This window comes from Pseudomonas sp. PGPPP1 (assembly GCF_002255865.1).
Lineage (GTDB): Bacteria > Pseudomonadota > Gammaproteobacteria > Pseudomonadales > Pseudomonadaceae > Aquipseudomonas > Aquipseudomonas cremoris.
In genome coordinates this window covers 59,852-80,222 of record NZ_NKIG01000029.1, presented here as the reverse complement: position 1 = coordinate 80,222, position 20,371 = coordinate 59,852, and the positions used below count along the sequence as shown (strand labels likewise).

Below are 20,371 nucleotides of genomic sequence, written 5' to 3'. Positions count from 1 at the left end.
CCAAGCTGTCCGGCGGCGTTGCAGTGATCAAGGTTGGCGCTGGTTCCGAAGTTGAAATGAAAGAGAAGAAAGCCCGCGTTGAAGACGCCCTGCACGCAACCCGTGCAGCCGTTGAAGAAGGCGTGGTCCCTGGCGGTGGCGTTGCGCTGATCCGTGCTCTGGAAGCCCTGACTGGCCTGAAAGGCGACAACGCCGATCAGGACGTTGGTATCGCAGTTCTGCGTCGCGCTGTTGAAGCGCCGCTGCGCCAGATCGCTGCCAACTCCGGCGACGAGCCAAGCGTTGTGGTCAACGAAGTCAAGAACGGCAAAGGTAACTACGGTTACAACGCTGCGACTGGCGTCTACGGCGACATGATCGAAATGGGCATCCTGGACCCTACCAAGGTGACTCGTTCGGCGCTGCAAGCAGCCTCCTCCATCGGTGGCCTGGTCCTGACCACCGAAGCAGCCATCGCTGACAAGCCAAAGGCTGAAGGCGCTGGCGGTGGTGGTATGCCAGACATGGGCGGCATGGGTGGCATGGGCGGCATGATGTAAGCCAGCCTTACCCCCGCTCTAAAAAAGCCCCGCCTGCATTACTGCAGGCGGGGCTTTTTTATGGTTGTAGTGAGCGGGCTTGTCCCGCGCTGGGGGGCGAAGCCGCCCTAAAAAGGACGCCACGGTAGTTCAGATAGACCGGGGTGCCTGGATTTAGGGCGGCTTCGCCCCCTAGCGCGGGCGGTGCGACGTTTCGACAAACCCGCTCCCTACAATCAACGTTCGGTCAGTTGCGGGGTGGTGTCCTTGGGCGCCTTCCAACTCAACAACTGCTGCTTGAACCCGTAACTGGCCGCCTGGTAGTAGGTGATCGCCCGCTGAATCAACGGATCATCACTGCCCACCCGTAACTCCTGGCTCTCACCCAGGGCCTGGTCGTGGCGACGCAAGCCCAGGCGTGGGCTGAGAATCGCCAGGTCCGTGCCGTCAAACAAACCCAGGTGCTGATAGTTGCCCACCACCACACGCGGCGGCAGTGGATTGTCTTGCAGCAGGTTGCGCCCAAAGAACGTCGATTCGTAGCTCAGGTTGATCAAGCCCAGTAGCGTCGGCGCAAGGTCAATCTGGCTGGCCAACTGCGCGGTTTCCCGGGCTTCGATCAGCTTGGGTGCATAGATGAACAGCGGAATCTGGTAGTTGGTGATAGGCAGGTCTTCCTTGCCCGCGCTGCCGGCGGTGTGGTCCGCAACGAACACGAAAATAGTGTTGTCGAACCATGGCTTCTGGCGTGCAGCGTCGAGGAATTCACCAATGGCATGGTCGGTGTACTTCACCGCCCCATCGCGACCGTTGCCGGATTTGATGTCGATGCGCCCGTCCGGATAGGTATAGGGGCGGTGGTTGGAGGTGGTCATCAGTTGCAACAAAAACGGCTGCTGCTTGGCGTAGTCGGCATCGGCCAGTTTCAGGGTTTGCCGATAGAGGTCTTCATCGGCCATGCCCCAGGCGTTTTTAAATGTAATCTCCGATTCGGCCACGCTGCTCTGGTCGACGACTCGGTAACCGTTGCCGCTGAAGAACGCATTCATATTGTCGAAGTACCCGCGCCCGCCGTAGACAAACACGCTGTCGTAACCGATGGCGCTGAGTTGTTGGCCCAGGCTTGCGAAACCACTTTCACGGCCAATGCGTTTGACGATGGAGCGCCCTGGCGTTGGTGGAATCGCCAGGGTGATCGCTTCCAGACCGCGATCTGTGCGGGTGCCGGTGGCATAAAAGTTATTGAAGTACAGGCTCTGTTTACGCATGGCGTCCAGGTTGGGCGTGAGGTTGCGCCCGTCGCCATTACTGCCCATGTACTTGGCGCTAAAGCTCTCGATGGTGACCAGCACGATATTGGGTTTGCGCAAGGTGCCCGGGTTGTCGATGGCTCGGCGGATATCCAATGGGTCTTTGCCGATAAAGCGGGCGTTAGGCTCGCTCAATTCGGCACGCAGTTGCTTGGCGACCACATCGGTTGGCAGGCTTTTGTAGAACTGGGTGTAGTCCAGTTCGTTGTTTCGGAACGCCGCGAAAAACTGATACGGGCCATTGCTGGCCAACTCGTTCATGTAGGCATTCCCGCCTTGGGCGCGAGGGCTCTCCTGGCTGATCAACTGCAGGCTGAGGCCGGCCAAGACCAACAGGCTCAGGGCATTCAGCAGACGGCTACGCAGGGGCGGCAGGGGGGCATTCAATGCCGCATTGAAGGGTTTGCGCAGGGCCAGGCTCAGCACAATCGCCAGCATCGCCAGCAAACTGAGAAGCTTGCCGATCGGGTAGGACTCCAACAGGTTGTTCAGTACCTCATCGGAGTACACCAGGTAGTCGACGGCGATAAAGTTGAAGCGCACGCCAAATTCATCCCAGAACAACCACTCGGCGACGGACGTGAACAGCATGGCAAACAGGCTGACGGTCAGCACTGCTTGCAGGAACCAACGATGGCCGCGGCGACGCCAGAGTGCAGGCGGGCATAGCAGCAGATACAGGCCCAAGGGCAGGGCTGCATAGGCTAGAAACCCCAGGTCGTAGAGCAAGCCCACGCCAAACACCGGCAGTAAATTACCGCCAACTTCGTCGAGGTGAGTGACGAGCAGCACGCCACGCGTGAGCAAGAAAATCACCAGCCATGCGCCAGTGACGAGCAGCAAATAACGCATAGGCGCTGTTTTGAGAAACCCCATGTCTACATTCCTTATATCGATGGGCGGCGATCTTCTGCCTGACACTGTAGTCAGTTTGTGAAGCTATAGTGAAAAACTCGTTGGTTATATGCGTCAGTTGAAAAAACTAATCGGAACGGCTCGCGGACCTAGCCGCGAGGCACACTTGGCCTTAAGCTGCGCGAGCCAACACGGCCGTTACCGCGTACGGAGACACTGCCCATGCGAATTCTACTGGTTGAAGACAACCGCGATATTCTGGCCAACCTGGCTGATTACCTGGGGCTCAAAGGCTATACCGTGGACTGTGCGCAGGACGGTTTGTCGGGGCTGCACTTGGCCGCTACCGAGCATTACGACTTGATCGTGCTCGACATTATGCTGCCTGGCATCGACGGCTACACCTTATGCAAACGCCTGCGTGAAGACGCACGTCGCGACACGCCGGTGATCATGCTCACCGCTCGCGATCAATTGGATGACCGGCTGCAGGGCTTCAAGTCTGGCGCCGATGACTACCTGCTCAAGCCCTTTGCCCTCTCCGAGTTGGCCGCACGTATCGAAGCCGTGCTGCGCCGTGCCCAGGGCGGTGGCCGCCGTGCCTTGCAGGTGGCCGACCTGCATTACGACCTCGATACCCTGGAAGTCACCCGCGAAGGGCGCCTGCTCAAACTAAACCCGGTTGGCTTGAAACTGCTCGCGGTGCTGATGCAAAAAAGCCCTCACGTGTTGCGCCGCGAAATCCTCGAAGAAGCCTTGTGGGGCGATGACTGCCCGGACAGCGACAGCCTGCGCAGCCACGTCCACCAACTGCGTCAAGTGATCGATAAACCCTTCGCCAAACCGCTGCTGCAAACGGTGCACGGTGTGGGTTATCGCTTGGCCGAGGGCCGTGATGGAGTTTAAGCAAAGCCTTGCCCAACGGATCATCATCGCCTTTGCCTTGATGAGCGCGTTGGTGGCGGGGGCCTTCGCCATGGGTATCGTTGCGACCGTGCACCTGGTGGAAGAGAAGCTGATCTCGGCGGGCTTGGGCGGTGACTTGCAACGCTTGCTGCTGATGGACACGGTGGAGGACTGGCGGCATCGGCCCGAGCCGGACCAACTGTTCTATTTCAGCGGCGGGCCTGGCGACTTCGAGTTGCCCAAGGATTTGCGGCACCTTGAACCTGGCTTCCATGAAGTCTTCCGTGAAGCGCTGTCCTACCACGCGATGGTCGAAGTGGTGGACGGCCGGCGATACGTGCTGTTGCAGGATCAAAGCGATTTCGAAGAGCGCGAGCGCGTGCTGTTTGCCGTGGTGCTCGTGGGCTTCGTGCTCAGCCTGGCGTTGGCAGTGTTCCTGGGCTGGGTACTGGCACGTAGGGTGATGGCGCCTGTCGTACGGCTGGCACGCCAGGTGCGTCACCGTGACCAATTACTCGGCCTGGCACCGCCGTTGGCGCCGGACTACGCGGCCGATGAAGTGGGTGAACTGGCGGTGGCGTTCGATGCCACGCTGGGGAGGCTGCGCCAGGCGCTGTCCCGTGAGCAACTGTTTACCAGCGATGTCAGCCACGAGTTGCGCACGCCGTTGATGGTACTGGCCAGCTCCTGCGAGTTGCTGCTGGAAAATCCGGCCATCGACCAGCGCGGGCGTAATCAGGTGGAGCGTATCGCACGTGCCTGCGAGGAAATGCGCGAGCTGGTGCAGACCTTCCTGATGCTGGCCAGAGCTCAGCATAACGATGCCGCCATGTCGCCTCAGGTGACCCTTACCCAGGTTGCCGATGATTTGCTCGGCATCTGGCGCGAACCTGTACAGCACAAGGGCCTGGAGTTGATCTACCAACCGGGCAACCCGCTGGATACGCGCTACAACACGACCTTCTTGCATGCCGTGATGGGCAACCTGTTGCGCAACGCCTTGCATTACACCGAGCAAGGCTTTATCCGCTTGACCCTGGAACCGAGTGGCTTTGTGGTGGAAGACAGCGGTGTCGGGATTCCTGAAGACAAGCGTGAAGCGATGTTCGAGCCTTTTGTGCGCGGCAGCGAGAAGCGCGGCGAGGGCCTGGGCCTCGGCTTGTCACTGGTCCAGCGCATCTGTGAAAACCAGGGCTGGAGCGTGAGCCTTAGTACCATGGAGCCCAACGGCTGCCGCTTTCATGTTGAATTGAGCCCGGTCAAACCCTGACCTCCCTCCCTGCCGCTATCCTGCGGCAGATCCCCGCCTTTTCGGCGAAGATGGCCCCATGCCACCCCTTGTATCTGTAAAGTCTTGAAATGTATGAGATTGGACAGGACAAGTTTTTCACAACGGGTTGACCTGTTGATCACAGGTCGCTGCTTAAGGTTGTAGGCATCAGCAACCGGAGACCCGTTGATGTCTAGTCCGATCAAGCTCGAATTTTCCGAAAAGTACGACGATCAGCACGCCCAAGAATATTTGCTCAAGCATAAGGACAATTTGGCTCGCCGCTTGTCCCACAAACGCGACGAGCAATTGGCCCGGGGTGCGCTGGCCATGGCGGGCGAGCCAGGACTGGTGCTGGACCTGCCCTGTGGGGCGGGCCGCTTCTGGCCGCTGCTGGCTGAAAAGCCCAACAGAGTGATTATCGGCGCTGACAATTCCGAGTCGATGTTGAAGGTCGCGATGGCCTCCCAACCGGCAGATGTGGTGAAACGGGTACGGCCCTTGCAGACATCTGCATTCGATATCGATTTACCGGACAACTCGGTCGACAGCATTTTCTGCATGCGCCTGCTACACCATATAGGTGACCCGGCGCACCGCTTGACGATACTGCGTGAGTTTCAGCGTGTTACGCGTGACAGCGTGATTCTCTCGCTGTGGGTTGATGGCAATTTCAAGGCTTGGAAACGCAAGCGGCTCGAAGGGCAACGTCGTAAGACAGGTGAGCAGGAAGGTTACCAAAACCGATTTGTGTTACCTGCGGCTACCGTTGAAGACGAATTCGAGCAGGCCGGTTTCCGCGTTCAGGAGTCCCTGGACTTCATGCCGCTCTACGCCATGTGGCGTGTATATGTATTGCGAAAGAGGTAACAGGATGGCAGTTGAGTCTGCGGTAGGCAGTCATGTAGCGCCCGAAGAACGATTTGATTATTTCTGGCGCCAGCAGGGCGAGTGGGTCGAGGAGCCCAACCGTCGCCGCGGTGGTGAAAGCGGTGTGCAGCGGGTAATGAGCAGCAATGGCCGCTTGCTCTACAGCAAGCGCCAGACCGGTCATATCTACCGTAGTTGGTTGCACCCATTTGGCCGCCCCACCGTGTTGCGTGAGCGGGATGCCATCAAAGGCCTGCGCTTGCTGGATGTGCGTGTGCCAGAGATGGTCTTTTGCGAGGCGCGTCGTGATCCTCAGCACCAATGGAAAGCATTGTTGGTCACCGCATCCCTCGACGGCTTCGACGAAATCGACAATTGGTACGCTGCTGGCGGCCGCGAACGCTACGGCGAGTTGGTGCACGAGCGCATGCTCAGGGAATTGGCCGGCACCTTGGCGCGTATGCACAAGGGCCGTTGGCAGCACGGTTGTTTGTACAGCAAGCATATTTTCGTGCGTGTGACGGGCGAGGGTGACTCGGCCAACGTGGAAGTGGCGCTGTTGGATTTCGAGAAGTGCCGCCAGCGGTTGACCGCTTATCGGGCCGCCTCCCACGACATGCTGCAGCTGCGCCGCCATTCGTCGTGGAACAGCGCTGACTGGACAAAACTCAGCTACTTTTATGAGACGGCGTTTGGCAGCGCTATCAAGGGTTTAACCAGATGAAGCTAGAAATAGCACGAGGTGTGTTCCTGGTCGGGGCGTTGGGCATTGCAGCCCTGGCGTTGGCGGCGTGGGAACAGCCTCGCACACAGGTGCTCAGTGCGGCGCAGAGTAGCGCGCAATGCTTGTTGCCGCGCGTCGCCAAGGCGAGTGTGGCGGCCAAGCCTGACCATGAGCTGTTGCTGTTTATGTTTGGAATGTCTCAAGGGATGAGGCCGCAGAGTTGAAACGATTCAAACCCCCGAGAAAGGGCCTTGCGATGCGAGGCCCTTTTTTTTGCCTGTGTCAGATCAGATGCAGATGGTTATCCCAGAGCCCCGCCGGTAATTCCAACGGTTTTGCCACCAGCTGTTTCTGACGGCAATCGTAGAAGCGGCAGCGTCCCTGGCCAGAGGTGACGACAAACCCATCCGCCACGGCGCCTACACCGGCACAGTCGGGCAGTGGTCCATCCAGGCGCAGCTCGCCGCTGTCCATGTCCCAGATAAAAAAGCGATTACCCCGCGGTGCGGTCAGGGCCACCAGGCGCAACTCGCTGTGCACCGCGACGCTGGCGGTGTAATGCCCCATCGCCTGCAACTGCTCGTCCGCCACTGGGAACGCGACGAATGGCTGTCCCGGCCGCTTGATTGCCAGCAACTCGGAACGCTCTTGGGACGGCCCCATGAACTGCTGTCCGGTGAGGATGGTGCCATCGGCGGCGATCCCCATATGACGCACGCTGTTCATCTGCTGGCCCAGGGTTTCCTTGCTGATCAGCGTGCCGTCGCGCTGCATCAGTACCAGGCTCGGCTCCATGGCATTGAGGTTCATCTCTACGCGGCTTTCTGCCTCGGTACGAATACCACCGTTGGCCACCACCAGGGTTTCGCCATCAGGCATCCACGACACTTGATGCGGGCCGATGCCGTGGGTGGAAATCTCGCCGGTGTGCACCAGTCGCTCGCCTTCAAACTTATACACACCGAGCAGGCCACGGCCGGGGTCGGTCGTGTCGTTCTCGGTGGCATACAGCCAGTCGCCGCTCTTGTGGATTACCGCGTGACCATAGAAGTGGCGATTGGCGTTCGAGGTGATGGTTTGCAGCAGCGCGCCATCACGCAGGTCGATCAGGTAACTCTCGGTGCCCGGGCGACGGGCGACGAACAGCGCAATCGGCAGCGTCGGGTGGTTGATGATGTCGTGGCAGCGCTGGCCGACCTGGGTGGCAAACACCTGCTTGCCGTCCAGGCGATAGCCCACGGCATAGTGCTTGCCGTCTGCATCATCCCGCGCCGACAACAGCAGCGGGCCCTGGTCCTTCTGCTTGAATAACGTCCAGCCACCCAAAGTAAGGGCGCTGAGCAGCACGCTGCCAATCGCCAAAGCCTGTCGCCTGAGCATCATCAGTCACCGTCGTTGGCGTTAAAGCCCAGTTGGATGCCCAGCGCCTTGGCCAACTCGCCTTCGTGCAGGCGGTGGACAACGTTGAGGCTGTCGTAGAGGTCGTTGAGGTGCTGGCGTCCGGCGTCGTCTGCCAGTAGCTCATTGAGGGTGCGCTGATTGCTGGCGAACAGCTTCAGGGAGGCGGCATAGGCGGCGTCGATTTTGTCGGCCAACGGCTTCTGATCGGACGGCAGCAGGCCACGCAGGCCTTTGTTGTCGACGCCGACCCACACGGTTTGGGCGGCAGCCAGGCTGGCTTCAAGGCTTTGCAGGGACGACTCACTGCGCCACGCATCAGCCTGGAATGGTTGCGGGATACCTTTGGTCTGGCGGCCCATCGGCGTACCGAGTTTCTTCTTCAGGGTATCCAGTGCGGTCACTTGGACGCGCAGCAGGTCGGCGATGGCTTCGTGGGAATCGGCGTAGCGCTGATTAGGAAACTTGGTCATCTGCGCGAGCATGCCGTCGGTGCTGTTCCAGCTGGCCAGGATTTCTTCAGCCAGGGCTTTTTGACGGTCACCAATGGCAACCAGCAGCGGGCAGTAACGGGCTTTCTGGGCTTCGTCGGCGATGTCGGTCTTGGCGTCGTAGAGGATGTATTCGTAAGCCGACAAGCCTTGAACCACGACGCTCGACTTGGCCAGTGCGGCGCCATCGATTTGCGGCTGGGCGGTCACCAACTGTTCAACCTGACGACCGACCAGGTTCTTCTTGTCCGGCCAGAATTGCACCTGCCACGAACGGTTGCCCTCGGCCAATGGGCCAATCAGCAGCGGTTGCAACTCGGCCCAGGCTTTTTGTGCGTGGAGGAAGTCGGCGCGGGCGGTCTCCAGGCTTTCCTTGCCCTGGCAGTAGGCCAATGCGCTGACGGCCAATTGACGGTCCGCTTCGACCCAACGGCTGTAGGTCGGCAGGATGACTTGCTTGGCGATGGCCGCCGAGGTCACTGCTTGCGGGTCTTGCGGCGAGCAGGCGCCCAATGCAAGGGCGGCCAGGCTGGTGAACAACAACTTGGGACGGAACATGTAGAGCTCCCTTCTGTAATTGGGGCAACGCTTATAAAGAGTTCAGGAACGCCAGCAACGCAGCCCGCTGCTCGGCATTAAAGGACAACACATGCTGCTGCGCCGCTTGAGCTTCACCGCCGTGCCACAGCACGGCTTCCAGCAGGTTGCGGGCGCGGCCGTCATGCAGGAACTGGGTGTGGCCACTCACGGTTTGTGTCAGGCCGATACCCCACAACGGCGCGGTGCGCCAGTCGCGGCCACCGGCCTTGAATTCGCTGCGGTTGTCGGCAAGGCCTTCGCCCATGTCGTGCAGCAACAGGTCGCTGTACGGGCGGATCACTTGGTTGGCCAGTTCAGGTTCGGCGGCGTTCGCTGCCGTGGTGAAGGATGGCCTGTGGCAACCCTGGCAACCGGCCTGGTAGAACAAATTCTTGCCGGCCAGTACCTGCGGTGTATTGACGTCGCGGCGTGCAGGCACTGCAAGGTTACGGGTGTAAAACAGCACCAGGCGCAGGATGTTGTCGCTGACTTCTGGCTCGCCATCGGGGCCATTGCCATTGGGTGCCTGTTTGCAGGCCACTTGGGCATCGGTGCAGTCATCAAAGGGTCTCAGGGACGTGGTGAGGCCCATATCACCAGAGAACGCGTGAACATTTTGTTGATTGAGATTCGGCTGCCCGGCCTTCCAGCCAAAACGCCCGAGCACTGTCTTGTGTTGCGCATCGTCCCAGACCCAGTTGGCACGGCCGACGATGGCCTCTTTGTCGGCGGTTTTGGGGTCGGTGTTGCGCAGGATATCGGCATCGCCAATGGCTTCGAGCAGGCCCAGGCCGATCATGGGCGGGGCGATGCGCGCTGAAAAAAGTGTATCTGGGTGCATCGGTCCATAGCCGAGCTGGGTGATTTGCAGGTCTGGTTTGCGCAATTCAACCACGGTGCCGTCCATGAACGTTACGGTGACCGGCGTGTAGTCGACCCGCACCTTGCCTTCCGGCGGTACGCCTGGCACGGCCATGTCTTGCAATTGCCCACCGTAGACCGGCTCGGGCACCACGCCGATTTGCTCGATGAGCTTGGTGTTGACCTGGGTGTCCGGAATCGACAGTCGCACCAGCATCGACACCGCATTGGGAGCATCGGGCAGCGGCGGATGGCCGCGACCGTCCTTGATATGGCAGTTCTGGCAGGCATTGGTGTTGAACAGCGGGCCCAGGCCGTCACGCGCAGTGGTGGTGGAAGGTGCAATCACCCACGGGCTGCGGAAGAAGCTGTTGCCAACGCTGAAATCCAGACGGCGCGTGGGCGACAGGTTGGCCGAAGGCAGGGAAAATGCATTCTGGTCACGTTTATTCACCGTCGTCGCGCCACCGGCCCGTGATTCACCCGGCTCTGCCTTGGTAAACCTTGGCGCGTCATCGCAGGCCACCAGGCTCAAGGCCAGGAATGCTGCGCACAGGCGAAAAAGCGAACGGAACATCGAGTTTCCCGGACGAAGGCTAAAAATAAGGTCGCAAAGTCTAACAGGGCAGGGCCGAATGAATAAGAGCAATTATCGTTTGGTGGGTGGCAACCCATTCCCGCTAGAATGACCGCACATTTTTTTCTGGAGGTGGCCAATGCAGGCTCTCGACGCTTTGCTCAACCGTGTTTCCGTGCCGCGTTTGCTGGAGCCGGCACCGACCCAGGAGCAGCGCGACGTGCTGTTCGCTGCCGCCATGCGTGCACCCGACCATGGCCAGTTGCGCCCTTGGCGTTTTCTCACCGTGGAAGGTGCCGCCCGTGAGCAGATGGGCACGCTGCTGGCAGAAGCTGCCCGCCTGCAGGATGCCGATGCCCCACAAGCCGTGATCGACAAGGCCCAGAACGGCCCGTTGCGCGCGCCGCTGGTGGTGGTGGTGATTGCACGCCTGCAGGAACACTTCAAAGTGCCGAAGTCCGAGCAACTGCTGGCGGCAGGCTGTGCAGCCCACGGAATTCTGCTGGCGGCTTATGCCCAGGGCATTGGGGCTGTGTGGCGCACGGGTGAATTGTCGTACTCGGCCCACGTCGCCAAGGGCCTGGGGCTGACGGCGGACGAGGAGGTGATTGGCTTCTTGTACCTGGGTACGCCGCAGAATCCGCCGCGTACGGCGGCGAAGGAAGATGTGGCGGCGTTTGTCCAGGCGTGGCCCGGCCTCTAAGCCACCACACATCTGCTTTATGTGGGAGCTGGCTTGCCTGCGATGGCGGTGTGGCAGTCAATAGATTTCTGACTGATCCAACGCTATCGCGGGCAAGCCCGGCTCCCACAGGGTCCATCATTGTCTTGAGGATCGGGTTTACACCCGAAACTGATCCATCAACTTCATCTGCTGGCTGGCCAATGCATTCAGTTGGCTGCTGATGGCCGCCGACTCGGTGGCTTGGCCAGTGAGTGTTTCGGTCACGGTGCGGATTGCCGAGACGTTGCGATTGACCTCTTCGGCCACCGCGCTCTGTTGTTCGGCGGCGCTGGCGATTTGCAGGTTCATGTCGCTGATCACGGTGACCGCATCGCTGATCTTGCCCAACGCCTGCACCGCTTGATGGATCTGCCCGGCATTGCTCTGGGCCTGGCTTTGGCTTGAATGCATGGTCGCCACCACGCCACGGGTGCCGCTCTGGATACGCTCGATCACCAGGCGAATTTCCTCCACCGAATCCTGGGTGCGCTTGGCCAGGTTGCGCACTTCGTCGGCCACCACCGCAAACCCACGCCCGCTTTCCCCAGCGCGTGCCGCTTCAATCGCGGCGTTGAGGGCCAGCAGGTTGGTCTGCTCGGCGATGCTGCGGATAACTTCCAGCACTGAGCCAATCTGTTCGCTGTTCACCGCCAGGGCCTCGACTTCGCCCACGGCCTTGCTGACTTCTTCGGCGAGGGTGGTGATGTCGCGGGTGCTTTGCTCAATGATCGACATGCCTTCACGCGCCGACTGATCGGCGCCGCGTGCCGCACTGGCGGCATTGGACGCGCTGTTGGCGACATCGTGGGCGGTGGCGCTCATTTCGTTGGAGGCGGTGGCGACCTGGTCGATCTCGCGGAACTGGACTTGCATGCCCTCACTGGTCTGGCGCGCGATGGCAGAGGACTGATCGGCAGTGCCACGGGCTTCGGTAATGCTCTGCTTGATCTGGGCAATGGTCGGTTGCAGCTTGTCGAGGAAGCGGTTGAACCAGTTCACCAGCTCGCCCAGTTCGTCTTGCTTGGCGTAGGCCAGGCGCTGGGTGAGGTCGCCGTCGCCGCTGGCGATGTCCTTGAGCATGGCGGCCACGCTGTTGATCGGCCGGGTTACGCCGGTGGCGCTCAGCCACATTAGCAGCAGGCCGAGCAGGCCGGCAGCGGCACCGACCAGCAGCGCCTTGAGCGTGCCGGCGTCCTGGGCCTTGTCGAGCAGGGTTTGCAGTTTAAGTGTGTCGGCCAGCATGACTTGCTTGGGCAGTTTGATCACGATGCCCCAGGACTTGGCGTCGTTAATCGGCTTGATCGGGTACACGGCACGGATGGTGTCGTCCTGTTCGCGGATCATGCGCGTGTCGCTGGCCAGCAGTTGCACAATTTCTTTGCCTTCGGCGCCGAGGGTATTGATCAGGTTTTTACCGACCCGGTCGGGTTCGCCGCTGTACGCCGCAATCAGGCCCGAGCTGGACAGGATCTCCAAGTGCGCCGCACCGTCGAACAGCTCTTTTTGCGCGGCGTCCGTGGTGGCCTGCAGGGTGTTGAGGGCGATATCGATACCGACCACGCCGATGACTTTGCCGTCCACGATCAGCGGCAGCGAGATGGTGGTCATCAGCATCGACTTGCCGGCGACTTCGTCGGCATACGGGTCCAGCAGGCAAACACTGCGTGTGTCGCGTGGGCAGGTGTACCAGATGTTGTAGGGCGTACCGCTGAGGTTGAGGGTGGTCTTGGTCAGGTCGTCCTCGACCATGATCGTGTTCAGGCCTTCACCGCCGGCACGGCTCCAGTAGCTGGAGAAGCGTCCTTTTTCATTGGAAACGCGGGCCTTGTCGTCGATGAATTCGCTGTCCTTGCCGTCCAGCCCATTGGGTTCGAACGACAACCAGATGCCGAGCACCTTGTTGTTGCGCTCAAACGCGGTCTTGAGGCTCTGGTTGAGCTCTTCGCGCAGCGCACCAGGCTCCAGTTGCCGTTTGGTCGCCAGGTTGCGCAGGTCTTTGACCTGGTCCGCGAGGGCGGTGACCACCAAGAGGTTTTCGCCAAAGGTTTTCTGCAGTTGCGCGGCTTGCTCGGCGGCTTTGGATTGCAGCAAGTCCTGCACGCTGTGGGTGAGCATTCGCGAGCTTGAGTCGCTGACCAGATGGTTGTTCTGATCGGCCTCGTAAATGTTGACGCCGACGACGAGTGCAATCACCCCCAGCAGGCAAAGACCGGACAACAGCACGATTTTCAAGCGGATGGAGAGGGTTTTGAACATAGGTTCACTCGCGAATGGTCTTGTTGAAATGCACGCAGGGCGAGCCAAGTCCATTCGGCGCTATGTCCGGAACATCGGCGTAACGAGGTGTTTCATGAGGGGGAGGCGATGAGCGGTAGGAAAAAACCTACATGCAGCGTTATACGGGGGCTGCGAGGCGTTCAGGGCGTGACCAGATCCACAGGTTGCCCAGGCTCATCCCGGCAATTGCCAGGTAGATCGGCCAGCCGTGGTCGAGCATCACCAGCATCAGGATCGCGCACACCAACATGCTCACGGTGGCGCTGACCTTGGCTCGGCGCGCAATGATCTTGCCGTTGCGCCAGTTGAACAGGATCGGCCCGAACAGCCGGTGGTTCTCCAGCCAGGCGCTAAGGCGCGGCGAGCTTTTGGTGGCGGCCCAGGCGGCCAGCAAGATGAATTCAGTAGTGGGCAAACCCGGTATCACGATCGCCACCAGCCCGATGCCCAGGCTGACGTAGGCCAGCAGGCCGAAGAGGATCTGGGCGATTTTGGAGGTGGATTGGGTTTTGCCGGTCATGGGTAGGGGTATCACAGAAAATCAGCTTGAAATGATATCCAAATGTGGGAGCGGGCTTGCTCGCGAATGCAGTGGGTCAGCCAGCACATGCGTCAACTGATCCACCGCATTCGCGAGCAAGCCCGCTCCCACATTTAAACTGCATTCCAGTTAGGAGTCAGGCCAGTTCTGGGGCGCTAGCGTACGCCTGTTCCAGCAATACGGTGAAGCGCACAAACGCGTCAATCGCACCTTTTTCCACGGCAGCCTCTTCTTCGGCGCTGAACTCCAGGCCATCGAGGGTGCGAGTAAAGCTCTTCCAGCCTTCGGCGCGACCACCCGCCGGCTCGCCCAGGTGGCGGGCACCGAAGGTTTCGCTCAGGCCCAGGCCCACGGCGCGCTTGATCAGGAACGCAGCACCCAGCTTGGAGCCTTCGGACACGAACAGCCAGCCCAGGGCTTCGGCCTTGCTTGGGTTTTTCACTGCGCCGGCCACCGGGGCAGGCACTTCGGTGTCGAGGTCGCCCAGGTCCAATTTGGCGGCGTCGGCGCGGCAGCGTGCGGCCAGGTCCGGGACAATCTTGATCAGCTCGGCATCGTTGTACAGCGCCACCAGCTCCGACTGGAACAGGTATTGCGCCACCACAAAGCGGGCGAAGTTCGCCTGGGTTTCGAACGGCGCGTGGGCTTTCACCAGCGCATCGAGCTTGGTGTGAGGCTCGTTAGTGATCTGGTTCAGGCGCTGGGAGCGCAGGCTTGGGCGTTCTGCGGTGGGAGATGCGGTCATGAAAAAAGTCCTTGAGAAGAGGAGCGCCTTATTGCCCTAAAGAGAGCTGTTATCAACTAGACGAACAAGAAGACGCGGCACAGTAAAAAATCCTCACCCTGTCGATGAAATTTCGACGGGGTGAGGTGAGCGCTATCAGATATCCCAGATCACGTTGATCGCAAAGTTGCGGCCGGGTTGGGTCAGGCGGTCGATGTTGGCGGGCGCGGTCACGCCGGCTTCGCCAATGCTGTCGAAGCTGCGCACGTCGTCCCAGTTCCAGTATTTCTTGTCGGTGACGTTGTACAGGCCACCATTGACGGTCACGTCGTTGGTGACTTTGTAGAAACCGGTCAGGTCGACGATGCCGAAACCAGGCGTCTTGAACGGTGCTTTTTTCTGGTCGCCGTCTGGCGAGAAGAAGGTGTTTTTGTCGACCCGATCCTGCTTCTTGACCAACGTCCAGCTGACCAGCGCGCCGTAGGTTTCTTGCTCGTAACCCAGGCCGAACACGCCCTTGAGCGGATTGACGCTGTTGATCGGTTCGCCGGTGTCTTCGTTGCGACCATAGGCATATGCCACCGAACCCTGGGTATACAAGCCCTGCGGGGCACCGAAGGCGTCCAGGTTCAGACGGCCTTTGGCTTCCACGCCCTTGATGGTGGCGCGCTTGATGTTGCTGGCCTTGAACGCGGGGCCGGTGGGAGAAAGCACGGCGGCGTCTTCGTTGATGAAGTCGTGGTACTTGTTATAGAACACCGCCACGTCGAAGTTGCCCGACTCGAAGTTGCCGCGCAGGCCGGTTTCGAAGCTCTTGCTGCTTTCCGGCTTGAGGTCCGAGTTGGGTTCTACCACGTAGCCTTGCTGGATGTTTTCAAAGCGGCCGTACAGGGCTTTGGCCGACGGTGTGCGGAAGCCTTCGGCGTATTGGCCGAACCAGGTGTAGCTGTCGGTCAGGGCGTAAGTCAGGCCGAATTTTGGCGAGACGCGGTGCCAGGTCTTGTCGCTGTCGTCATGTGGGTAGACGCGGTTCGGGTCGGTGGAGTTGAGGAAGTCCTCGGTCAGCTTGGGCTTGAGCTGGGTGTAGTCATAACGAACGCTGGGCAGGAAGGTCCATTTGCCCCAGTTGATCTGGTCCTGGGCGAACAGGGCGTAGGTGTTGATGGTTGGGTCCGGGAAGTCGCTGGCCGGTACCACTTTGTCCGAAGGGAACGTGCTCGGGCCGCCGATAGCAGCGCAATAGGTGCTGACGGTCAGGCAGGTTGCGCTGCCGGTACGGGAACCGGTGACTTTGGCTTGTTTGATGGTGGTGCCGTAGGTCAGCACGTGGTCGGTGTCGGCGATGGCAAACGCCTTGTCCAGTTGGGCATCGAATACCCATTGTTTTTCCTGGTAGAGCGTCTGGCGGTCACGCGTCAAGTTGCGCGCGCCGGAAACGTAGTGTTCGGCCGTGATCTGGTCGGTCTTGGCGATCTGGTAGTTGAGGCTGGTCTTGATGTGATCGGCAAACGGCGCGTTCAGGGCAAAGGTGTTTTCCAGGCCGAAGCGTTCGCGGGTGATGGTGTCGTTACCCACGCGTGCACGGTAAAGGTTCATCGACGGACCGGCGTTGAACGGCCCACCCACGGCGCTTTTCTGATTGGTGTCGCGGTCATCCTTGTACTTCTCGTACGTCAGGCCCAGGCGGTTCTCATCGCCATAGTTCCAGCCCAGCTTGGCCAGCACGTTGGTGGTACGTGCGTCTTCCGGGTTGGCGCCGGTACGGGCCAGGCCGGTGGCGTTGTTGCCGTCGTAGGTTTCGGTCTCGTGGCCGTTGCGCTGGCTCAGGTGCAGCAAACCGTCGAAGTCTTGTACGCGGCCAGCGACGGTGCCGGAGGTCAACCAGCTGTCGTCGGCGGAGCTGTAGCCGGTTTTCAGGCGGGCGCCGACGTCCTTGCCAGGCTTGATGATGTCGTCCGGGTCGAGGGTGAAGTAGCTCACCGCGCCACCGATGGCGCTGCTGCCGTACAGCGCCGAGGCTGGGCCGCGCAGGATTTCGACGCGCTTGACGATCTCCGGGTCGACGTAGTTGCGGCGGGTTTGTGCGTAAGGGCCGTTGGAGAAGTGATCGGGCACTTCGACGCCGTCGACCTGGGTGAGAATGCGGTCGCCGTCGATCCCTCGGATGTTGAAGCCTGCATTGCCGGAACGGGTGCCGGCGCCGCCTACTGAGACACCGGGCTCGTAACGCACCAGATCGCGGCTGTTGCCGACGTTGAGGCGATCCAGTTCCTGGCGGTCGTGCACGCTGACGGTGCTCGGCACACTGTTCACATCCTGCTCGTGGCGGGTGGCGCTGATGGTTACCTGTTGCAGGTTGAGGGTGCTGCCGGCTACCCGTTTTTCCAGGACGATATTGTTATTGCTCAGTTTTCGGTAGCTCAGGTTGGTGCCCGTCAACAACTGGTCCAAGGCTTTTTCCGGCGACAGGGGGCCGCGCACGCCAGGGGACGACACACCTTGGCCCAGCTCTGCCGGCAGGCCGACTTGCCAGCCCGTGACGCTGGTAAAGGCATTCAGCGCGGAGACCAATGGCTGCTGTTCGATGCTGAAATTGTAATTGCCATGGCTGCGTGAAACAGGCTCGGCTGCGCTGGCGCTCATCACCGGCGCGCCAGCCAGCAGGATAGCGGCGGTCAGCAAGGACAGGACGGGCGAGGAAGACCGGCGGTTGAAACGAGAGGACATCGAGAGCGCTCCGGGGTACGAATCTTTTTAGTTGCGAACTGAACAAATAGGAATCAGTTGCATTGGCTAAGACGAGACGTACCGCCGAAGGCTATCGAGTAAAAATAATTCTCATTTAGTTCAGTATCACCAGCGCCGGGTATTCCGAGAGCTTGGCCGAGGTGATGTGCGCCAGCGAACGCACGACGTCGAGGGGCTGGTCGAGGCGGTAGTTACCGGTGACGGCAACGCTGGCGAGTTTGTCGTTGGTGTTGATGATCCACCCGGGATAATAGCGGCGCAGTTCGGTGAGCACTTCGCTCATCGGACGGTTCTCGAAAATCAGCCGGCCCTGCACCCAGGCCAGGTCCTTGTTGGCGTCCAGCTTGGCCGGTGGGCCGAAACCTTTGGGGCCGATGCGAATACTTTCACCGGCACTCAGGCGCACACGGGCGTCGTCGACGGTGTTGCTCAGGTCCACGTTGCCGCGCTGCACCTGCACCTGGGCCTCGCCATTGAGGTAGCGCACGGCAAAATCGGTATCGCGCACGCTGGCGCGCACCGGGCCGGCATCGATTTCCAGAGGCAGGCCGTGGTTGGGGATAATTTCGAAAAACGCTTCGCCCTGATACAGGCGAGCCAAGCGTTGGTGATCCTTGATGCTGCTGGAAAACGCCGAGTTGGTGTTGAGCAACACCTTTGCGCCCTCGTCCAGTTGCAGGCGCTGGCGTTCACCCACCACGGTGAGGTGATCGGCTTGCAGGCGCACCGGCAGGTTGCTGAAGCTGAACAGGCCGATCAGCAGCACGGCGGCGGTCGCCAGGGGTTTCCAATGGGGTTTGATGCGGCGCCAGGCGCTCGGCTTGCGCGGCGCGGCGAGTGCTACGGCGGCACTGTGCACCGGCGCCCCCCCCCAGGCCGCCTGGGCTTTGCCAAAGGCGTGGACGTGGGCGGGATCGCTGGCGAGCCAGGCTTCAAATTCGGCCTGTTGCCCGGGCAGCGGGCACTGCAAGGCGATCAGCCAGTCGAGGGCTTGGTCCATAGCCACGTCTTGCAACACCTCATGAGCCAGCTCATGGGGGTGCTGTTTATTCGGGTCCGTCACGGTGTTCCTCGGGTCTTCGCCACGTTTTGTTCATCGATCCTACAGCGTGTGTCGATAGGTCTGCCGGGGTCAGCTTAAGGCTGATCCAGTCTTTGGGCTACACCTACGCAGATGGCCATGATCAATTTGAGTTCCTTTTGCACGGTGCTCAAAGAGACTTCCAACTGATCGGCAATCTCCTGATAGCTGCAGCCATGCAGGCGGCTGAGGATGAAGATCTGCTGCTGACGGGCGCTCAACTGGCCCAGGCTGACACTCAGGTGTTCCAGCATTTGCTCGGCCTGGGTCGCGTCTTCGGGCGTGCTGATGGGGGCTGCGACGCTTTGCAGGACGTCCAGCGGGACGTCTTCCTGCAGCGTGCGGGCCTGGATCCGACGCGAACGCAGATGATCCAGCGCCAGGTTGCGTGCCGTTTGATAGACGAAGGGTTCTAGGTGATCGATGGGCCGCTCACTCAGCGCCCGGGTGACGCGCAGGTAGGTTTCCTGCAACAGGTCCTCGGCGGTGCTGTGGTTATTCACCATCCGCTGCAAGGTGCGTAGCAGAATCACCCGTTGGGTGAGAAAGACTTGGTTGAAGCGAGATTGGCTCACAGTGATACCAGACCGATTTGCAGTTAATGATAATGCTTATCATCAACACAAATGGCAAGTGGCACTTTGCAGGACTGAGCAGATCCCTGTGGGAGCCGGGCTTGCCCGCGATAGCATCACCTCGGTCTTATAGTGAGACCGAGGTGATGCTATCGCAGGCAAGCCAGCTCCCACATAAGCCAGCGGCGGCAGGGGGATTATTCCGCGTTGCACAGCGCCAGGCAGTTATCCAGCATGCGGTTGGAGAAGCCCCACTCATTGTCATACCACGCCAGCACTTTCAGCAGTTTTCCGCTGACCTTGGTGTGATTGGCATCGAAAATCGACGACAACGGGTTATGGTTGAAGTCACTGGAAACCAGCGGCAGGGTGTTGTAGCCGAGGATTTTCGAATGCTGGCTGGCTTCTTTCAGCAGCGCGTTGACTTCCTCGGCAGTGGCTTCTTTCTTCAACTGCACGGTGAGGTCCACCAGCGACACGTTGATCACCGGCACACGCACGGCCATGCCAGTCAGCTTGCCCGCCAGTTCCGGCAGTACCAGGCCCACCGCTTCGGCGGCGCCGGTCTTGCTCGGGATCATGTTCTGGGTAGCCGAGCGCGCACGGTACGGGTCGGTGTGGTAGACGTCGGTCAGGTTCTGGTCGTTGGTGTAGGCGTGAATAGTGGTCATTAGGCCGCTTTCGATGCCCAGTTCGCGATGCAGTACCTGGGCGACCGGCGCCAGGCAGTTGGTGGTGCACGAAGCATTGGAGATGATTTGGTGCGATTGACGCAGAATATCGTGGTTTACCCCGTAGACCACGGTCGCGTCTGCGCCCTTGGCCGGTGCAGAAATGATCACCTTGCGTGCGCCGGCGGTGATATGGGCGGCGGCTTTGTCGCGGTCGGTGAACAGGCCGGTGCATTCGAACACCACGTCGATCTTGTGCGCAGCCCACGGCAGGTCGGCCGGGTTGCGAATGGCACTGACGGCAATCCGGTCACCATTGACGGTCAGGCTTTCCTGATCGTGAGCGACCTCTGCTTCGAATGTGCCATGGACGGTGTCGTATTTGAGCAGGTGGGCATTGATCGAACTGTCGCCCAGATCATTGATGGCGACGATCTGCAAATCCTGACGGTAGCCTTGGGTATACAGTGCGCGCAGGACATTACGGCCGATACGGCCAAAACCATTGATTGCGATACGAAGAGTCATTGGAAAGTGCCTGTCGTCGATTTGTTGTAAGAATTACAAGATTATTCGCATAAAAATAGAAAACAAGCCTTTTTAGTGGCAATATTTTGTTCAATCTACAACGAGTGACCTGAATCAACTGGTCCGATTGGTCAAGTAACACC

The 20,371-nt window shown here is 60.1% G+C and carries 18 protein-coding genes and 1 pseudogene; 7 read left to right on the top strand and 12 right to left on the bottom strand.

The features are described from left to right. Nucleotides 1-539 (top strand): TCP-1/cpn60 chaperonin family protein (locus CFE47_RS25445; RefSeq protein WP_286841248.1); only part of this gene is annotated, 539 nt, incomplete at its 5' end. 215 nt (nucleotides 540-754) lie between these two features. On the opposite strand, the gene CFE47_RS25440 is transcribed toward CFE47_RS25445, so the two are convergent. Further along, the gene (locus tag CFE47_RS25440) at nucleotides 755-2,704 is read right to left on the bottom strand and encodes an LTA synthase family protein (protein WP_286841246.1); all 1,950 of its coding nucleotides are present in this window, start codon (nucleotides 2,702-2,704) and stop codon (nucleotides 755-757) included. Nucleotides 2,705-2,905: 201 nt separating this feature from the next. On the opposite strand from CFE47_RS25440, the gene colR reads away from it, so the two are divergent. The 5 genes from colR (at nucleotide 2,906) to CFE47_RS25415 (ending at nucleotide 6,677) form a co-directional block, all read left to right on the top strand. Continuing rightward, nucleotides 2,906-3,589, top strand: a complete 684-nt coding sequence (gene colR, locus CFE47_RS25435; RefSeq protein ID WP_016975511.1) for a two-component system response regulator ColR — start codon at nucleotides 2,906-2,908, stop codon at nucleotides 3,587-3,589. Further along, a complete protein-coding gene (locus tag CFE47_RS25430; protein ID WP_286841243.1) occupies nucleotides 3,579-4,859 on the top strand; it encodes a sensor histidine kinase in 1,281 nt (426 codons plus the stop codon). The genes colR and CFE47_RS25430 overlap by 11 nt, the downstream gene beginning before the upstream one ends. Nucleotides 4,860-5,048: 189 nt before the next feature. Next, on the top strand, nucleotides 5,049-5,729 hold the full coding sequence (locus tag CFE47_RS25425; RefSeq protein WP_286841242.1) for a class I SAM-dependent methyltransferase: 681 nt from the start codon (nucleotides 5,049-5,051) through the stop codon (nucleotides 5,727-5,729). A gap of 4 nt (nucleotides 5,730-5,733) precedes the next feature. Then, nucleotides 5,734-6,453 carry a lipopolysaccharide kinase InaA family protein gene (locus tag CFE47_RS25420; RefSeq protein WP_286841240.1) on the top strand — a complete coding sequence of 240 codons (720 nt, stop codon included), beginning with the start codon at nucleotides 5,734-5,736 and terminating at the stop codon, nucleotides 6,451-6,453. Continuing rightward, complete coding sequence (locus CFE47_RS25415) at nucleotides 6,450-6,677, top strand: hypothetical protein (RefSeq protein WP_185708118.1); 228 nt, start codon at nucleotides 6,450-6,452, stop codon at nucleotides 6,675-6,677. Before CFE47_RS25420 ends, CFE47_RS25415 begins: the two co-directional genes overlap by 4 nt. A 58-nt stretch (nucleotides 6,678-6,735) precedes the next feature. Here CFE47_RS25415 and CFE47_RS25410 read toward each other — a convergent pair whose 3' ends face one another. From CFE47_RS25410 to CFE47_RS25400, 3 genes are read right to left on the bottom strand one after another with little or no spacing between them, the layout of a single operon-like run. Then, nucleotides 6,736-7,833 carry a DUF1513 domain-containing protein gene (locus CFE47_RS25410; protein WP_286841252.1) on the bottom strand — a complete coding sequence of 366 codons (1,098 nt, stop codon included), beginning with the start codon at nucleotides 7,831-7,833 and terminating at the stop codon, nucleotides 6,736-6,738. A gap of 2 nt (nucleotides 7,834-7,835) precedes the next feature. Continuing rightward, entirely contained in the window at nucleotides 7,836-8,900 is a 1,065-nt protein-coding gene (locus CFE47_RS25405) for an imelysin family protein (RefSeq protein WP_286841237.1), read from the bottom strand. Between the two features lie 31 nt (nucleotides 8,901-8,931). Next, nucleotides 8,932-10,359, bottom strand: coding sequence for a di-heme oxidoreductase family protein (locus CFE47_RS25400; RefSeq protein ID WP_286841235.1), 1,428 nt, complete (start codon nucleotides 10,357-10,359; stop codon nucleotides 8,932-8,934). A 139-nt stretch (nucleotides 10,360-10,498) separates the two neighbouring features. On the opposite strand from CFE47_RS25400, the gene CFE47_RS25395 reads away from it, so the two are divergent. Continuing rightward, on the top strand, nucleotides 10,499-11,062 hold the full coding sequence (locus tag CFE47_RS25395; RefSeq protein WP_286841234.1) for an NAD(P)H nitroreductase: 564 nt from the start codon (nucleotides 10,499-10,501) through the stop codon (nucleotides 11,060-11,062). A 138-nt stretch (nucleotides 11,063-11,200) separates the two neighbouring features. Here the strand turns inward: CFE47_RS25395 and CFE47_RS31885 are convergent, their stop codons facing one another. The 8 genes and pseudogenes from CFE47_RS31885 to gap all read right to left on the bottom strand — a co-directional run bounded on the left by CFE47_RS31885 (nucleotide 11,201) and on the right by gap (nucleotide 20,228). Next, on the bottom strand, nucleotides 11,201-11,956 hold the full coding sequence (locus CFE47_RS31885; protein ID WP_370468593.1) for a methyl-accepting chemotaxis protein: 756 nt from the start codon (nucleotides 11,954-11,956) through the stop codon (nucleotides 11,201-11,203). 102 nt (nucleotides 11,957-12,058) lie between these two features. After that, nucleotides 12,059-13,198, bottom strand: a pseudogene (locus tag CFE47_RS31880) (methyl-accepting chemotaxis protein); the annotation flags it as partial. Nucleotides 13,199-13,478: 280 nt separating this feature from the next. Next, nucleotides 13,479-13,880 carry a YbaN family protein gene (locus CFE47_RS25385; protein ID WP_286841230.1) on the bottom strand — a complete coding sequence of 134 codons (402 nt, stop codon included), beginning with the start codon at nucleotides 13,878-13,880 and terminating at the stop codon, nucleotides 13,479-13,481. Between the two features lie 157 nt (nucleotides 13,881-14,037). Beyond that, nucleotides 14,038-14,646: a biliverdin-producing heme oxygenase gene (locus CFE47_RS25380; RefSeq protein ID WP_286841228.1), complete on the bottom strand. Its 609-nt coding sequence runs from the start codon at nucleotides 14,644-14,646 to the stop codon at nucleotides 14,038-14,040. A 135-nt stretch (nucleotides 14,647-14,781) separates the two neighbouring features. Further along, entirely contained in the window at nucleotides 14,782-17,352 is a 2,571-nt protein-coding gene (locus CFE47_RS25375) for a TonB-dependent receptor (protein WP_286841226.1), read from the bottom strand. 115 nt (nucleotides 17,353-17,467) lie between these two features. Next, nucleotides 17,468-18,436 carry a FecR family protein gene (locus tag CFE47_RS25370; RefSeq protein WP_286841214.1) on the bottom strand — a complete coding sequence of 323 codons (969 nt, stop codon included), beginning with the start codon at nucleotides 18,434-18,436 and terminating at the stop codon, nucleotides 17,468-17,470. Nucleotides 18,437-18,510: 74 nt separating this feature from the next. Continuing rightward, complete coding sequence (locus CFE47_RS25365) at nucleotides 18,511-19,029, bottom strand: RNA polymerase sigma factor (RefSeq protein ID WP_185708109.1); 519 nt, start codon at nucleotides 19,027-19,029, stop codon at nucleotides 18,511-18,513. Between the two features lie 197 nt (nucleotides 19,030-19,226). Beyond that, nucleotides 19,227-20,228: a type I glyceraldehyde-3-phosphate dehydrogenase gene (gene gap, locus CFE47_RS25360; RefSeq protein WP_015885658.1), complete on the bottom strand. Its 1,002-nt coding sequence runs from the start codon at nucleotides 20,226-20,228 to the stop codon at nucleotides 19,227-19,229. Nucleotides 20,229-20,371: the final 143 nt, after the last annotated feature.

What these genes read in the sequence shown, in the direction of transcription:
- CFE47_RS25375 (WP_286841226.1), bottom strand. Translation starts at nt 17,352, where the DNA reads ATGTCCTCTCGTTTCAACCGCCGGTCTTCCTCGCCCGTCCTGTCCTTG.
- CFE47_RS25385 (WP_286841230.1), bottom strand. Translation starts at nt 13,880, where the DNA reads ATGACCGGCAAAACCCAATCCACCTCCAAAATCGCCCAGATCCTCTTC.
- CFE47_RS25425 (WP_286841242.1), top strand. Translation starts at nt 5,049, where the DNA reads ATGTCTAGTCCGATCAAGCTCGAATTTTCCGAAAAGTACGACGATCAG.
- CFE47_RS25415 (WP_185708118.1), top strand. Translation starts at nt 6,450, where the DNA reads ATGAAGCTAGAAATAGCACGAGGTGTGTTCCTGGTCGGGGCGTTGGGC.
- CFE47_RS25410 (WP_286841252.1), bottom strand. Translation starts at nt 7,833, where the DNA reads ATGCTCAGGCGACAGGCTTTGGCGATTGGCAGCGTGCTGCTCAGCGCC.
- CFE47_RS25420 (WP_286841240.1), top strand. Translation starts at nt 5,734, where the DNA reads ATGGCAGTTGAGTCTGCGGTAGGCAGTCATGTAGCGCCCGAAGAACGA.
- CFE47_RS25400 (WP_286841235.1), bottom strand. Translation starts at nt 10,359, where the DNA reads ATGTTCCGTTCGCTTTTTCGCCTGTGCGCAGCATTCCTGGCCTTGAGC.
- colR (WP_016975511.1), top strand. Translation starts at nt 2,906, where the DNA reads ATGCGAATTCTACTGGTTGAAGACAACCGCGATATTCTGGCCAACCTG.
- gap (WP_015885658.1), bottom strand. Translation starts at nt 20,228, where the DNA reads ATGACTCTTCGTATCGCAATCAATGGTTTTGGCCGTATCGGCCGTAAT.
- CFE47_RS25380 (WP_286841228.1), bottom strand. Translation starts at nt 14,646, where the DNA reads ATGACCGCATCTCCCACCGCAGAACGCCCAAGCCTGCGCTCCCAGCGC.
- CFE47_RS25440 (WP_286841246.1), bottom strand. Translation starts at nt 2,704, where the DNA reads ATGGGGTTTCTCAAAACAGCGCCTATGCGTTATTTGCTGCTCGTCACT.
- CFE47_RS25430 (WP_286841243.1), top strand. Translation starts at nt 3,579, where the DNA reads ATGGAGTTTAAGCAAAGCCTTGCCCAACGGATCATCATCGCCTTTGCC.
- CFE47_RS25395 (WP_286841234.1), top strand. Translation starts at nt 10,499, where the DNA reads ATGCAGGCTCTCGACGCTTTGCTCAACCGTGTTTCCGTGCCGCGTTTG.
- CFE47_RS31885 (WP_370468593.1), bottom strand. Translation starts at nt 11,956, where the DNA reads ATGCAAGTCCAGTTCCGCGAGATCGACCAGGTCGCCACCGCCTCCAAC.
- CFE47_RS25405 (WP_286841237.1), bottom strand. Translation starts at nt 8,900, where the DNA reads ATGTTCCGTCCCAAGTTGTTGTTCACCAGCCTGGCCGCCCTTGCATTG.